Annotated in this window: 12 protein-coding genes; 1 reads left to right on the top strand and 11 read right to left on the bottom strand. The window is 70.7% G+C overall.

Going from position 1 to position 13,602, the window contains the following annotated elements; genetic code table 11:
• Nucleotides 1–46 precede the first annotated feature (46 nt).
• The 8 genes from CNO22_RS00460 to CNO22_RS00495 all read right to left on the bottom strand — a co-directional run bounded on the left by CNO22_RS00460 (nt 47) and on the right by CNO22_RS00495 (nt 9,244).
• Nucleotides 47–688, bottom strand: a complete 642-nt coding sequence (locus CNO22_RS00460; RefSeq protein WP_157936726.1) for an MFS transporter — start codon at nt 686–688, stop codon at nt 47–49.
• Nucleotides 689–809: 121 nt separating this feature from the next.
• The gene (locus tag CNO22_RS00465; RefSeq protein WP_157936727.1) at nt 810–1,538 is read right to left on the bottom strand and encodes a sulfite exporter TauE/SafE family protein; all 729 of its coding nucleotides are present in this window, start codon (nt 1,536–1,538) and stop codon (nt 810–812) included.
• The gene (locus CNO22_RS00470; RefSeq protein ID WP_100497398.1) at nt 1,535–2,953 is read right to left on the bottom strand and encodes an amidase; all 1,419 of its coding nucleotides are present in this window, start codon (nt 2,951–2,953) and stop codon (nt 1,535–1,537) included. Before CNO22_RS00470 ends, CNO22_RS00465 begins: the two co-directional genes overlap by 4 nt.
• A gap of 305 nt (nt 2,954–3,258) precedes the next feature.
• On the bottom strand, nt 3,259–4,689 hold the full coding sequence (locus CNO22_RS00475) for an ABC transporter substrate-binding protein (protein WP_157936728.1): 1,431 nt from the start codon (nt 4,687–4,689) through the stop codon (nt 3,259–3,261).
• Between the two features lie 449 nt (nt 4,690–5,138).
• Nucleotides 5,139–6,116, bottom strand: coding sequence for an ABC transporter ATP-binding protein (locus CNO22_RS00480; protein ID WP_232806692.1), 978 nt, complete (start codon nt 6,114–6,116; stop codon nt 5,139–5,141).
• 29 nt (nt 6,117–6,145) lie between these two features.
• Nucleotides 6,146–7,138 carry an ABC transporter ATP-binding protein gene (locus tag CNO22_RS00485; RefSeq protein WP_232806693.1) on the bottom strand — a complete coding sequence of 331 codons (993 nt, stop codon included), beginning with the start codon at nt 7,136–7,138 and terminating at the stop codon, nt 6,146–6,148.
• A 65-nt stretch (nt 7,139–7,203) separates the two neighbouring features.
• Nucleotides 7,204–8,172, bottom strand: a complete 969-nt coding sequence (locus tag CNO22_RS00490; protein ID WP_198588012.1) for an ABC transporter permease — start codon at nt 8,170–8,172, stop codon at nt 7,204–7,206.
• Nucleotides 8,173–8,290: 118 nt separating this feature from the next.
• Nucleotides 8,291–9,244, bottom strand: a complete 954-nt coding sequence (locus CNO22_RS00495) for an ABC transporter permease (protein ID WP_100497401.1) — start codon at nt 9,242–9,244, stop codon at nt 8,291–8,293.
• 342 nt (nt 9,245–9,586) lie between these two features.
• On the opposite strand from CNO22_RS00495, the gene CNO22_RS00500 reads away from it, so the two are divergent.
• Nucleotides 9,587–10,354: an SDR family oxidoreductase gene (locus CNO22_RS00500; protein WP_100497402.1), complete on the top strand. Its 768-nt coding sequence runs from the start codon at nt 9,587–9,589 to the stop codon at nt 10,352–10,354.
• Nucleotides 10,355–10,408: 54 nt separating this feature from the next.
• Here the strand turns inward: CNO22_RS00500 and CNO22_RS00505 are convergent, their stop codons facing one another.
• From CNO22_RS00505 to CNO22_RS00515, 3 genes are all read right to left on the bottom strand, one after another.
• Nucleotides 10,409–11,221 (bottom strand): MaoC/PaaZ C-terminal domain-containing protein, encoded by an 813-nt coding sequence (locus CNO22_RS00505; protein ID WP_100497403.1) that lies wholly within the window; start codon nt 11,219–11,221, stop codon nt 10,409–10,411.
• Complete coding sequence (locus CNO22_RS00510; RefSeq protein ID WP_100497404.1) at nt 11,218–12,324, bottom strand: acyl-CoA dehydrogenase family protein; 1,107 nt, start codon at nt 12,322–12,324, stop codon at nt 11,218–11,220. Before CNO22_RS00510 ends, CNO22_RS00505 begins: the two co-directional genes overlap by 4 nt.
• Nucleotides 12,325–12,427: 103 nt before the next feature.
• Complete coding sequence (locus CNO22_RS00515; RefSeq protein WP_100497405.1) at nt 12,428–13,594, bottom strand: acyl-CoA dehydrogenase family protein; 1,167 nt, start codon at nt 13,592–13,594, stop codon at nt 12,428–12,430.
• Nucleotides 13,595–13,602 lie beyond the last annotated feature (8 nt).

Here is a 13,602-nt window from a genome sequence, read left to right on the forward strand (position 1 = left end):
GACAAGCGCGAGTTCGTCTTCCGGGGCACCATCGACGTCGCCTCGATCAAGATCTGGCTGCGGACCCCCGCCAACCAAGATCCGCCAGACACGCCCTAGCGCTGCGGCCCGGAGGCAGCGCGTGGTTGACGAAAATGCCCACGGAGAAGAGCACGGCCCCGGTGAAGAACACGGCCTCAGCACCGAAGGTGACGGTCGCCAGGGCCAGTCCCGCGAGCGCAGGACCGGCGATCCGCGTGATCTCCGAATTCACCAGTAGGAGGGACACCGCACCCGGCACCGCATCCCGCGGGACGATCTCGGCCAGCAATGCCATGCGGGCAGGGCTGAACAGCGCGAAGGCGACCGCCTGCACGATCCCGGCGGCCAGCAGCATCCAGTACCGCAGGGTCCCCGTGGCCTCGGCGACGCCGATCCAGGCGCTGGACAGCGCGAGGAGGAGGATGGCGACCTGCATCACCAGGCGCTTGGGAAGACGGTCGGCTGCCACCCCACCCCATGGTGTGGCCACCAGCATCGCGACCCCAAAGGCCAGCAGGACGCCGCCCAGCGCAGTGTTGGTGCCGGTGAGGTCGTAGGCGAGCCACGTGCGGGCGACGTTCTGCGCCATCACCCCGACGAGCACCACGGCAGCGTTGAGCCAGAGCAGCAGGAACGGACGGATCCGCAGGATGTCGAGGGCGCCCATCTCCGGGGAGCGCCTCCCCCGCGGAGTTCTCGAGGTCGTGATCACGTCTCCTTCTCGTTCGTCTTCGGTCACGGCCTGGCCCCCGGAGACGTGCAGCGGGACGGTTCGGCTCCTGACGCAGTCAGGCCACAGCCGTGGTCAGCGACACGAGTGCGGTCAGGACCAACGTCGACAGCACCACGGCTCGGAAGCGCTCCGGCGGCAACCAGCTGAACAGGCGATCACCGGACCACCACCCCAGTGGAACGCCCAGGGCGCCCGCGACGACCACCGCGGCGATCTCCCGGTCGACGTGCCCGAGCGCTAGGAACGCACCCACGGCCACCAGGTCCTGGACGCAGAACACCACCTGCAGCGTCCCCCGGAAGCGGCGGGGCGGCAGGCGCAGCGCCTGCAGGGCGAGGACGACCGGAGGGCCGTTCATCCCCGTCGAGGTCAGGAGCATCCCGCTGACCACACCCCCGCCGTACTCGGTGGCGATGCCGGCAGGCAGGTGCACTTCGACCAGGAGAAGCGCGACGAGCAGCAGCAGTCCGCCCGCGATCACCATCTCTAGGGACCGCTCGTCCAGCCGGGACAGCAGCAGCAGTCCAAGAGGCATGCCCACCAGTGCGGCGCCGGTGAGCCGGGCGGCGACCGGGCGCTCCACATGCTCGCGCTCCCGATAGGAGGCCGCAGCGGTCAGCACCAGGCCGACCATGGTGGTCGCCACCACAGCGGCGACGGGGTCGAGGAAGACCCCCATCAAGGGCACGGCGACCAGAGCGAGCCCGAAACCGGTCACCGCCTGTGCCGCCGCGGCCAGCGTGAAGATCAGCAACGCGACGGCAGCGACCGCGACGAGCGTCACGCCTGGGCGTAGTCGGGAGCGTGCCGAGGCCAGGGAGCGGCCTCCTCCAGCTGAGCGGCCAGTCGCAGGAGCGGACCCTCCGCCCCCAGGTCGGCGGCGAACTGGACGCCCACCGGGAGGCCGGCATGGTCGGTGCCGAAGGGCACTGACATCGCCGGCAGTCCGGTGACGTTGAAGACGCTGGTGCACAGGGAGTAGGTGGTGCCGTGCTCGTAGATCGACTCGGGGCGAGTCGTGTCGAGGGTCCCCAGCGGCGGCACCGGCTGGGCGACCGTCGGCAAGAGCAACAGGTCGTGGTCAGTGAAGTGCCGGCCCAGCCGCCAGCCGGCCTCCTGGGCAGCGCGGAGCGCCTCGACCATCTGCACCCCGGTGATCGTCCGGCCGTGGTCGAGCAGCATCCGGGTGAACGGTTCGAGGTCGTCGTCGCGCAGCTCCCGCCCCAACTCGCCCAACCGCCGGTCGACGGTGGCGACGAGGCTCGCCGCCATGATTGTGCCCGACGCGGCCATGACCTGGGACGGGTCGTAGTCCAGGGCCACCTCGGTGACCTCGTGCCCCAGGTCCCGGCAGACGTCGGCGGCACGTTCCACGGCAGCCGCGCAGTCCGGGTGGACCGGGATGTCACCCGGGACGGCGGTGGCCCAGCCGATCCGCAGCCGGCCGGGGGGCCGGCCCACGTGCTCGAGGAACGAGCGGTCGGGGGTCGGTGCCCCCAAGGCGTCTCCTGGAACGGGCCCGGCAGCGACATCGAGCAGCAGAGCGCTGTCCCGGACCGTCGTCGTCAACGCGTGGTGGGCCGTGACTGGCGAGGCCAGCGCGCCGGAGTACGGCCAGGTCGACACGCGGCCACGGCTCGGCTTGAGGCCGAACAGGCCACACATGGAGGCAGGGATCCGGATGGAGCCGCCGCCGTCACTGCCGTGCGCGACCGGCACCATGCCGGCGGCCACGGCGGCAGCCGCCCCTCCGCTCGACCCGCCGGTGGAGTGATCGGGGCTCCACGGGTTGCGGGTCGGGCCGTGGAGCACCGGCTCCGTGCTGGCGTTCTTGCCGAACTCCGGGCTGTTCGTCGTTCCGAGGACGACCATGCCTGCGCGCCGGTAGCGCGCTACCACCTCGCTGTCCCGGGCGGCACGGGCCTCGGCGAACAGCCGGCTCCCGCCCGTTCGTGGCAGCCCGGCGACATCGGCCTCAAGGTCCTTGATCAGCGTGGGCACGCCCTGCAGCGGTCCGTCGGGCAGGCCACGGTCCACCTCCTGCAGCGCCTCCTCGAACCGGGTAGCCACCACTGCGTTCAGCGCGGGGTTGCACTTCTCGATCCGGCCGATGGCCTCCTCCACGACCTCGCGTGGCGAGAGTTCACCATTCCGGATCAGCCCTGCCGTGGCGATCGCGTCCCTCGGGTCTTCAGCCACTCGGCTCACCTCTGCTGCACGTCGTGTCGGCCCGGTGCGGACCCTCGCCGCAGGCTAGGTCGCTGCGTCGGCTGCCCCTGCCGGTCTCCCGCTGGCCGGGACCGCCCGCACCGACACGCGGGCTCGGACCGGCGCCCCGGGTCTTCTGGGCTGCCCGCCGGGGATACACGGGTCCCTGACAACGACGGACTGGCCGGCCGCAGGCAGTTGCCAGCGACCGGCCCGTGACCGTTCTCGTCCACGCGCGGCGGGTGCGGCCCGGCCTCTACCGGCCGGCCCGCACGGGCCGCGCTACTCCCAGTACGTCAGGAGCACTCGCCGATCCAGGCGTCCCCGAACAGCAGCATCCCCTCGTTGATCGGCTGGACACCGTGCACGTCCTCCTGCCAGGGGACGAAGGGGGTGACCGGGGACAGCGGCAGCGTCGGAAAGTCCTCCTGGGAGAGCTCCTCGATGGCGGCGAGGATCTCCTGCCGGTCCTTGCCTTCGGTCCCCTGCAGCTCGGTGATCAGCGCGTCCAGCTCCGGGTTGGCGTACCCGCTGGCGTTGGACGCCGACTGGCTGTGGAAGCTGGTGAACAGCCGCTGGAAGGGATCTTCCTCGGAGACCGACAGGCCGGACTGGGACAGGTCGTAGTCCCGGGAGACGAAGACGCGCTGGATGATGTCCGCGGTGGACTGAAGCAGCTCGGTCTCCACGGTGAACCCCGCGTTCTCCAGCATCGCCTGCAGCGCCAGCGCCTGGTCACGGCCGCTGGCCGAGCTGTTGCCGATGTAGCCGATGGTCCCGTCGAATCCGTCGGCCTTGGCCTCCTCTACCAGGGCGCGTGCCCGCTCCACGTCGGTCGGCACCACCTCGACGTCCGGCGCGTGCCACTGGGAGAGCTCCGAGAACACCGCCTTGCTCCCCACGTCCACGCCCCCGTACACCCGCTGGTTGAGGACGGCGGGATCGACGGCGAGGGCGATCGCCTGCCGCACCCGGGGGTCGGCCGCCGGGCGTCCCTCGGCGCTGTTGAGCATGACGACGTTGCCGAGGTTCTGCACTGTCAGGTAGCCCCGGTACCCCGCGTCCCGTGCAGCCTGGACCCGCTCGGGGTCGCGCAGCACCGTGACGTCCGCGCCGTCGGACTCCAGCGTCTCGAACCGGGCGTCGTCGTTGTTGAGCCAGACGAACCGCAGCTGGTCGAGACTCGGGTCGCCACCCCAGTAGTCGTCCCGGGCGTTGAGCACGAGCTCTTCCTGCGGGGAGTAGTGGTCCAGCGTGAACGGGCCGGCACCGATCGGCTGAAACTCGGGGGCCTGGATGGCTGCCGGCGCGACGATCATGCCCATCGCCTGCCCCAGCATCGCGGGGAACGTCGCCCACGGTGTCTTGAGGTCGAAGACGACGGTCGTGTCGTCCTCCGCCCGGACGCCGGCCAGGTTGGGCGCGATGACCGCGGCATCGAAGCCGCGGCTGCTCAGGTACCAGTTCACGCTGTCGACGACAGCCTGGGCGTTCAGCGGCGTTCCGTCGCTGAAGGTGACCCCGTCGCGGAGCGTGACCGTCCACTGGGTCAAGTCCTCGTTGGACGTGACGTCCTCGGCCAGGTGGGGCTCGAACTCCTGGGTTTGCGGATCGTAGCGCACCAGAACGTCGTAGACGGCTGCCAGCGCCGTGCCCCCGGAGTACCCGGTGGCGATCGTCTGAGCCGGGTTGAGGCTGCGTGCCTCCGCGAAATCGGCCAGAGTCAACGTGCCTCCCTCGACCGGGTCGCCGCAGTCCTGCTGGTCACCGATGGTTCCGATGGTCCGCTCGGGCGCCTCCCGGCTCGCGGAGCCGGACGATGCGCTTCCGCTCCCACCGCAGGCGGACAGCATGAGCGCACCGGCGCCGAAGGTGGCGACCAGACGGGCGGTCAGCGTGGTTCTTTTCACGTTCGTCCTCCAAGAGCACGGTCACGCGCCACCGGTCGGATGCCCGTAGGTGGCTGGGTCGCGCCAGCGAAGCAAGGTGATGAGCCCCCCAAGACATCCATCTCGCTGAGTGGAATCACAGCAAGGCATCGGGAGCGATGCCAGGGAGCCGCGGCGATCGCCCTCACCGAGGGGTCACCCAGGCGGCTCCGGACACAGCGGTGCCCCGGTCTGGACGACCGGGGCACCGCTGTGCGTAGAGGCCGGAAAATCCGGCCGGTGGTGGCTCAGGCGACCCCGGAGGCGCCAGGCCCGGAGTTGTGGCAGGCCAGGAAGTGTCCCTGCTCGACCTCCCGCATCTGGGGTTCGACCGCCGCGCACTCCTCGGTAGCCAGCGGGCAGCGGGTGCGGAACCGACAGCCGCTGGGCGGGTTGAGCGGCGAGGGCAGCTCACCAGTGGCCCGCTGCGCGACAGTTCCAGCCTCGATCGGGGGCGGAGTCATGTCTGGCACCGACTCCAGGAGCAATTGCGTGTAGGGGTGTAGCGCGCGCTCGGCCAGGCTGCTGGCCGGCAGCACCTCGCAGACCTTGCCGAGATACATGATCATGATGCGGTCGCTGATGTTCTTGACGACCGCGAGGTCATGCGCAATGAACACCATGCTCAGGCCGTAGCGCTGCTTGGTCTCCTCGAGCAGGTTGAGGATCTGCGCCTGCACCGAGACGTCTAGACTCGACACCGGCTCGTCACAGATCAGCACCTCCGGGTCCAGCATCAGCGCCCGGGCGATGCAGACCCGCTGGCACTGCCCGCCGGAGAGTTCGTGCGGACGGCGCTCCCAGACCACCGCCGGGTCCAGGCCAACCGCGTGGAGCACGGACTCGATCTGCTCGCGGGTGACCTCCCTGCCCCAGATTTTCGGTCCCTCGGCCACGAGGTCCTTGACCTTGCGGCGGGGGTTCAGCGAGGACACCGGGTCCTGGAAGATCATCTGCATCCGAGCCCGGCGCTCCCGGACCGTCTGCGCGTTGAGCCCGGTCAACTCATCGTTCCCCAGCCGTACCGACCCGGCGGTCGGGGGCGGCAGCTGCATTACGGCGCGCCCGGCGCTGGACTTGCCGCAACCTGACTCGCCCAGGATTCCCAGGGTCTCCCCGTCCAGCAGGTCGAAGCTGATGCCGGAGACCGCGTGCACGGTCTGGCCACCCTTGGTGGGGAACTGCACCACGAGCTCCTCGACCGTGAGAATCTGCTCGGCTCCCAACCGAAGGTGCGCGACTCCACTCCCGGCCATCACTGTCCCCCTGCGTTGACTGGGTGGTAGCAGGCGAAGGAGTGCCCTGGGGTGGCAATACCGCGCGTCACGGCGCCGTCCAGCGACGGGGGGGCCAGCGTGCAGTCGGACTGCGCGTAGCGGCACCGCGGTGCGAACCGGCAGCCGATCGGCGGAGCGACCATGTTGGGCGGCGCACCGTCGATCGCCGCCAAACGGACGTGCGGTGGCTGGTCCAGCCGCGGGATGGCTTCGAGCAGCGCCTCGGTGTAGGGATGATGCGGCAGACCGAACAACGCGGCCGCGTCTGCAGTCTCCACCACTCGGCCCGCGTACATCACCGCTACCCGGTCGGCCCGGCCGGCGACGACGCCGAGGTTGTGGCTGATCAGCACGATCGCCATCCCCAGCTCGTCCTGCAGCCGGTCCAGCAGGTCGAGGATCTGCTTCTGGACGGTCACGTCGAGTGCCGTGGTCGGCTCGTCGGCGATCAGCAACGCCGGCTCGTTGGCCAGCGACATGGCGATCACCACCCGCTGTCGCATGCCGCCGGAGAGCTCGTGGGGGTACTGGTCCAGCCGGCGCCGCGGCTCCGGGATGCCGACGAGGTTCAGCAGTTCTGCGGCGTGCGCCTTGGCCTGTGCCCGGTTCATCGTGCGGTGCCTGCGGAGGCTCTCGGTGAGATGCACCCCGACCTTCTTGACGGGGTTGAGCGCGGTCATCGGGTCCTGGAACACCATGCCCACGTCACTGCCCCAGAGCTCCCGCAGCCCGGAGGCACCCAGCGTATGCACGTCCTTCCCCGCGATCAGCACCCGCCCCGAGACCGTCATGGTGGGGCCGGTGCTGTACAGGCCCATGATCGTGCGACCGAGCACGGACTTACCGGAGCCGGACTCGCCGACGATCCCAAGTGTCTTCCCCCGGCCGAGGGTGAAGGAGATGCCGTCGACGGCCTGCACGTCGCCGCGCGGAGTATGGATCTGCGTCCGGAGATCGTCGACGATGAGCACCGGGGACTCCTGCTCGGCGGCCGGCCGGTCCGGGAGCAGGGCGGAGGTGGAGTTCACGACTCTCCCTAGAGCTTCGCCTGGCGCGGATCGAAGCGCTTGCGCGCCTTCTCCCCCAGCAGGTTCAACGAGAACACGGTCAGGAAGAGCACGACGCCTGGTACCAGGACGATGTGCGGGTGCTGCTCGAAGGCGTTGCCCTCGCCCTCGGCGATCATGTTGCCCCAGGACGGCTCCGGAGGCTGGATGCCCAGTCCGAGGAAGCTCAGGGATGCTTCGGCGACGATCAGCACCGAGATCATCACCATGGCGTAGGAGAGCAACGGCAGCAGCACGTTGGGCAGCAGCTCGCGGGTCATGATGCGCAGCCGGCTGGCCCCCATCGCTCGAGCCGCCAGGACGAACTCCCGTTGGGCGAACGTCAGCGTGCTGGCCCGCGCCATGCGGATGATGCTGGGTAGTGCCAGCAGGGACAGCGCGAACGCCAGGTTGCGCAGGTTCGGTTCTAGGACCGTGGCCAGTGCGATCAGCAGGATGAGCGGAGGCACCGCGAGGAGCGAGTTGGTGAAGATGCCGATCACGGCGTCGGTGACCTTGCGGAAAAAGCCTGCGACGATACCCAGCCCCGCGCCGATCACCAGCCCGACCGCGACGGCGCCCAGCGCCACCACCAGTGAGGCGCGAGCCCCGTGGAGGACCCGGGACAGCAGATCGAGGCCGAAGTTGTTGGTGCCCAGCGGGTACTCCGAGAGCAGGTCCGGTCGGGCGAAGACCGGGGCATCCAGCGTGCTCGCGATGTCCTTGTGCTCACCGAGCGGGAGTACCGGTGCGAGCAGGGCGGCCAGGACCAGGAGCACCAGCCAGATGGTGCACAACCAGGAGGTGAGGTCGAACCCCGACCCGAAGCGGCGCCGGAGCAGGCGGCCTGCCCCGACATGGGCGAGGGCGAGGCCGGCCACGACGGCCGTCAGCTGCAACCAGCCGTTCGCGCCCCGCAGGGCCGCCATGCCCAGCCCTGCCAGGGTCAGGCCGAGCACCGTGACCGCCGCCGCACCCGGCGTGGACCAGGAACGGTGCCGCCGGGGCACGGAGGGCCAGGACGCTGCAGCATCCACTGCCTGACCGTAGGCAGGAGGCGTGGACACCTGGGTGATCTCAGACATGGGCCCGCCTGATCCGTGGGTCGAGGACGCCGTAGGAGAGGTCGATGAGTAGGTTGGTGAGCACGTAGATCACCGCGATCACCAGCACGGCTCCCTGCACCATGGTGAAGTCGCCGGTGTTGGCGGCGCCGATGACGAGCGACCCCATTCCAGGGAGCGCGAACAGGTACTCGACGATCACGGTGCTGCCGATCAGCCGCCCGAGGCTGATGCCCAGCAACGTGATCATGGAGAACGACGAGGGACGCAGTGCGTCGCTGAACAGGATGTGCCGCGCTGACATGCCCTTCGCCTTCGCGGCGAGGATGAAGTCCTCCTGCAAAGTGGTGATCAGGTCGTTGCGGAGGATGCGCGTGAACAGCGCCGTCTCGGCCAGCGCGATCACCAGGGCTGGGAGGAAGGCGTGGTACAGGTTGTCCCCGAGGCTCTCGCTGATGCGCACCCACTGACCTCGTGGGAACCAGCCGAGTTGGTTGGCGAACACCATGATGATCAGCAGGCCGGCCAGGAAGCTGGGCACCGAGAGCACACCGAAGGAACCAGCGCTGATCACCCGGTCGACCCGCCCCCCGGCGCGGTGCGCAGACCACATCGCCAGCGGGATGGAGAAGAGCAACGCCATCGCCATGCCCAGGACGGCGAGTTCCACGCTGACGGGCAGAGCGGCGGCGATCCGGTCCAGCACATCGGTGTACGGCGGCACGACGGTCCTCCCGAGGTCACCGGCGACCGCTGAGCCGAGCCAGTCGAGGTACCGCACCGGCAACGCATCGTTCAACCCGAGTTCTTCTCGGACCGCTGCGTACTCCGCCGGTTCGCGCCCCTGCCCGAGGATCGAGACAGCCGGATCGTTGGGAAGCAACGAGACGAGCATGAAGGTGCCGAAGCTGACGATCAGCAGCACCGCTGCGAGCTCGCCCACTTTCTTCAGCAGGATGGGGCCCATCGCGCCCTCCTTCCTTCACACGTCGGGGGTACGGACGACGACGGGGATCCGCGGAACTCCGGGCTCGGACGTCGTCCCCGCTGCCTCGACACGAGCCCTCACGAGCCCGCGGGCGAGCAGCAGGCTTTGCGTCCGGGGACAAGGAAACCAAGCTCCCCCGCCGGCGGCGTGACCCATCCCACTGATCGGTACAGGGGGTGCGGCCGGTACGGCGCCTGACCACCGAAGCCCTGGGTGGCGAGGCAAGTCCCACCGTGGTGGGTATCCCGCTGACCGAGAGCCGGCCCTGGGCCTCTGGAGAGCGTTCCTACCCTCAGCGAGCCATCGACGACGAGGACGGGTATGAGCACTGCGCTGGGCTTTTCGGAACGAACGGTGCTGGTCACCGGTGGCACCAAGGGGATCGGCTTCGAGATCGCCTCGACCTTCCTCGCCGCAGGGGCCGAGGTGGTCGTCTGCGGGCGCACCGAGCCGGCGAGCCTGGCGTCGGCCGGGGGCCGGACGGCGACGTTCGTGCCCGCAGACGTCCGGGACGCGGCACAGGCCCGCTCACTGGTCGGGGCCACGGTGGAGCGGTTCGGCCGCCTCGACGTGCTGGTCAACAACGCCGGCGGCTCACCCGACGCCGATGCGGCGACCGTCTCCCCGCGGTTCGTCGAGAAGATCGTGGCGCTCAACCTGCTCGCGCCCTTCTACGTCGCACAGGCCGCCAACGCGGTCATGCAGGAGCAGGAGTCCGGCGGCGCGATCGTCAACATCGGCAGCGTCTCCGCCCACGATCCGCAGCCGGGTACGGCGGCCTACACCGCGGCGAAGGCCGGACTGCTCGCACTGACCCGGGCGCTGGCCCTGGAGTGGGCACCGAAGGTCCGTGTCAACCACATCACCACCGGCCTGATCCGGACGGAGTCCGCGGCATCGGTCTACGGCGAGGACGGCGGCGCCACGGTGGCCGCGGTGATCCCGATGCAGCGCATGGCCGTGCCGGCGGACATCGCGCGAACCTGCTTGTACCTCGCGAGTGATCTGGCCGGCTACGTGACCGGATCGGATCTGGCCGTGCACGGTGGTGGGGAGTTCCCGGCCCGGTACCTCGTCACGCGCTCCTGACCGGTTCTCCGGATTCCGCCCCGGCCGCCGGACGGCCGGGGCGGAATCCGGAGATCAGTGGAAGCGGACCCGGCCGCCGGAGACCACCGGGCGCTCGCCGTCGCTGACCTCGAACGCTGCCGCCCGGCCGTCCGACCAGGCCACCACGTCCAGCCGGTCCCCGGGGAACACCGGCGCACTGAAACGACCGTCGAGTTCCACCAAGGCGGCCGGGTGCGCGCCCAGGGAACGGGCCAGTGCCAGCGTGCTCGCCGCCAGCGTGCACAACCCGTGCAGGAACGGCCGCGGCTGGCCCGCGGCGCGGGCCGCGTCCGGGTCAACGTGCATGTGGTGGCGATCGCCCAGCAGCCGATAGAGCGCGGCCTGGTTGGCCGCGGTGGCCATCTCGGTGACCATGTCCGGAGCGCCGTCGGGCCGCACCGTGCTCGCGGGACCGCGCTCGCCTCCGAAGCCTCCGCAGCCGGGGGCGAACAGCGCCCAGGTGGCGACGAACGCCTCGCTCTCGACGACGACGTCGAACACCGCCGCCGAGCCCTTGTCCCACACATCGCCGACCCGCGCCCGTAGCTCAAGTGTGCCAGCGCGCGGCAGCGGCGCCAGCACCTGCAGCCGCTGGGAGCCGTGCACCGCCGTACGGACGTCGAAGGCGCCTTGCGACCCGAGCGCATCCGGCGCCCACTGGGCGAGGGTGAGGGCGAAGGTGGGCAGCACCCGCAGCCGCTCCTCGAACACCAGGTCCAGCTCATCGGCGCCAGCACCGACGGCGAGGGCGTAGAGGATCGCGTCGCGCTCGTCCCACGAGACGGTGCGGACGCCGAGCTCCTGCCCGGCCCACTCCCCCGCAGTCCGAGCTCGCGCGGCGCTCACCCGGCGCTCCGGGCGAGGACGGCACCGAGGCGGGTAAGGACGGCGCTCGGACCGCCCAAGGTCCCGGCGAGCTGCTTGCCCCAGAGGAAGTGCCGGTGGACCGGGTAGTCGACGTCCACGCCGATGCCACCGTGCACGTGCTGCACCCGGTGGACCACGTCCAGCCCGCCCTCGCGCGCCCACCAGGCGGCGACCAGCGCCGCGGCCTCGGCGCCCGGGGTGGCGTCGTCGAGATCCGCGACCGCCTGCCAGAGCGTCACCCGCAGCGTGGCGATCCGGATGTAGCAGTCGGCGAGCTGGTGCTGCACCGCCTGGAAGGTCCCCAGTGGCCGGCCGAACTGCTCGCGCTCGCTCGTGTACCGCGCGGCGTACGTGAGGGCACCCTCGGTGACACCCAGCTGGAGCGCGGCCAGGGCGACGGCGGCCTGCCGCAGCACGGTGTCGAGCACACCGCTGCCCGGCGTGCCGAGGACGGAGGCGGGAACGCCGTCGAGCTCCAGGTGCCCGGACCGGTCGTGCGTGGTGGTCTCCGCGGCGGTCCAGGCGACGCCATCGGCGGCTGGGTCGACGACGAACAGCCCGGTGCCCTGCTCGGTGGCCGCGGCCACGAGTACGCCGGCTGCGCCGAACGGCGACGGGACGACGGCCTTGGTGCCGGTCAGCCGCCATGCGTCACCGTCGGGCTTGCCCGCGCACCCGGGCGCGGACGGCTCGACGGGTCCGAACTCCTCGAGCGCCACGGTGAGCCGGGCAGTTCCGTCGACCGCGCCGGGCAGCAGGGCGGCCCGCTGGTCCGGGCTGCCGGAGGCGGCGATGGCGAAGGCAGCAATCACATGCGGCCACACCGGAACCGGGGCGACGACGCGGCCCTGCTCTTCGAGCAGCACGCACAAGGCGCCGAGTCCCAGGCCCGCGCCACCGTCGTCCTCGGGGACGGCGATGCCGAGCAGCCCGGCGTCGCCGAGCGACCGCCACAAAGCTTCGTCGAACCGCAGCTCGCCGGTCTCCACGGCGCGGATCCGGCCGGGCGTGGCCCGGTCGGTGAAGATCTCGCGCGCCAGGTCGCGGACGGCCGCGAGTTCCTCGTCGAGGCTGAAGTCCATCAGGAACCCTTCCGCGGTTTCGGCCGGAGAACCGGCAGGGGGAGCTCGGGGCCGGCGTCGGGCGCGGAGGCGGTCGGGGCGTCGACCCGCCCCTGCACGGCGGTCACGCGGTCCGCCTCGGCCGCGGCAGGCCGAGCCCCTGGGTGGCGACCATGTCGCGGAGGATCTCGTTGACCCCGCCGCCGAAGGTGTTGACGATCCCCTGCCGGGACAGCTGCTCCACCTGGCCGGCGAGCGCCGCGCCGGGCGACTCGGGCCGGATCCGCCCAGCCGCGCCGAGGACGTCGGTCAGCGTGCGCTGGACGTCGATGTGGGTCTCCGTGCCGTACGCCTTGACCGCCCCGGCGTCAGCGCCGGTGAGCGTGCCGTTGGCGACCGCGCTGGTCATCTTCCAGTTCAGCAGCCGCATCGCCTCAAGCTTCGCGTGCGTGCGGGCAAGATCCCGCTGCACCCACGGCAGTTCGCTGGTGCCGTTTTCCCGGGCCCAGTCCCGCACCTGCTCCCAGAGCGCGATCATCCGGCCGCCGAGCGCGGCGAGGCCGATCCGTTCGTGGTTGAGCTGGGTGGTGAGCAGACTCCAGCCGCCGTTGACCTCGCCGATGACGTTCCCGGCCGGGACGCGGATGCCGCTGTAGTAGGTGGCCGTGACCTGCAGGCCGCCGACGGTCTGGATCGGGCTCCAGGAGAAGCCGGGGTCGCCGGTCGGGACGATGAGGATCGAGATGCCCTTGTGCTTGGGGGCGTCGGGGTCGGTGTGGGCCGCCAACCACACATAGTCGGCGGTGTTGGCGCCGCTGGTGAAGATCTTGCTGCCATCGATGACGAACTCGTCGCCGTCGCGCACGGCCCGCGTTGTCAGCGAGGCGAGATCGGTGCCCGCTCCCGGCTCGGTGTAGCCGATGGCGAACACGATGTCGCCGGCCAGGATGCCCGGCAGGTAGCGCTGCTTCTGCTCCTCGGTACCGTGCGCCATCAGGGTCGGACCGACGGTGTTGACCGTGACAAACGGGAACGGCAGCCCGGCGCGTTGCACCTCGTCGAAGAACACGTACTGCTCCTCGACCGAGCGACCCTGGCCGCCATACTCGACCGGCCAGCCGATGCCGAGCCAACCGTCCTCGCCCAGCCGCTTGACCACCTCGCGGAACCGCGGCCCGCCCACGCCGGCCTCGCCGACGCGGCGGCGCTCGTCCTCGGGCAGCAGCGTCGTGAAGTACCCCCGCAGCTCGGCGCGCAGCTCACGCTGGGCGGCGGTCTCCCGCAGGTCCATCGATGCCT

It is taken from the genome of Geodermatophilus chilensis (assembly GCF_002802985.1).
GTDB classification, from domain to species: Bacteria; Actinomycetota; Actinomycetes; order Mycobacteriales; family Geodermatophilaceae; genus Geodermatophilus; species Geodermatophilus chilensis.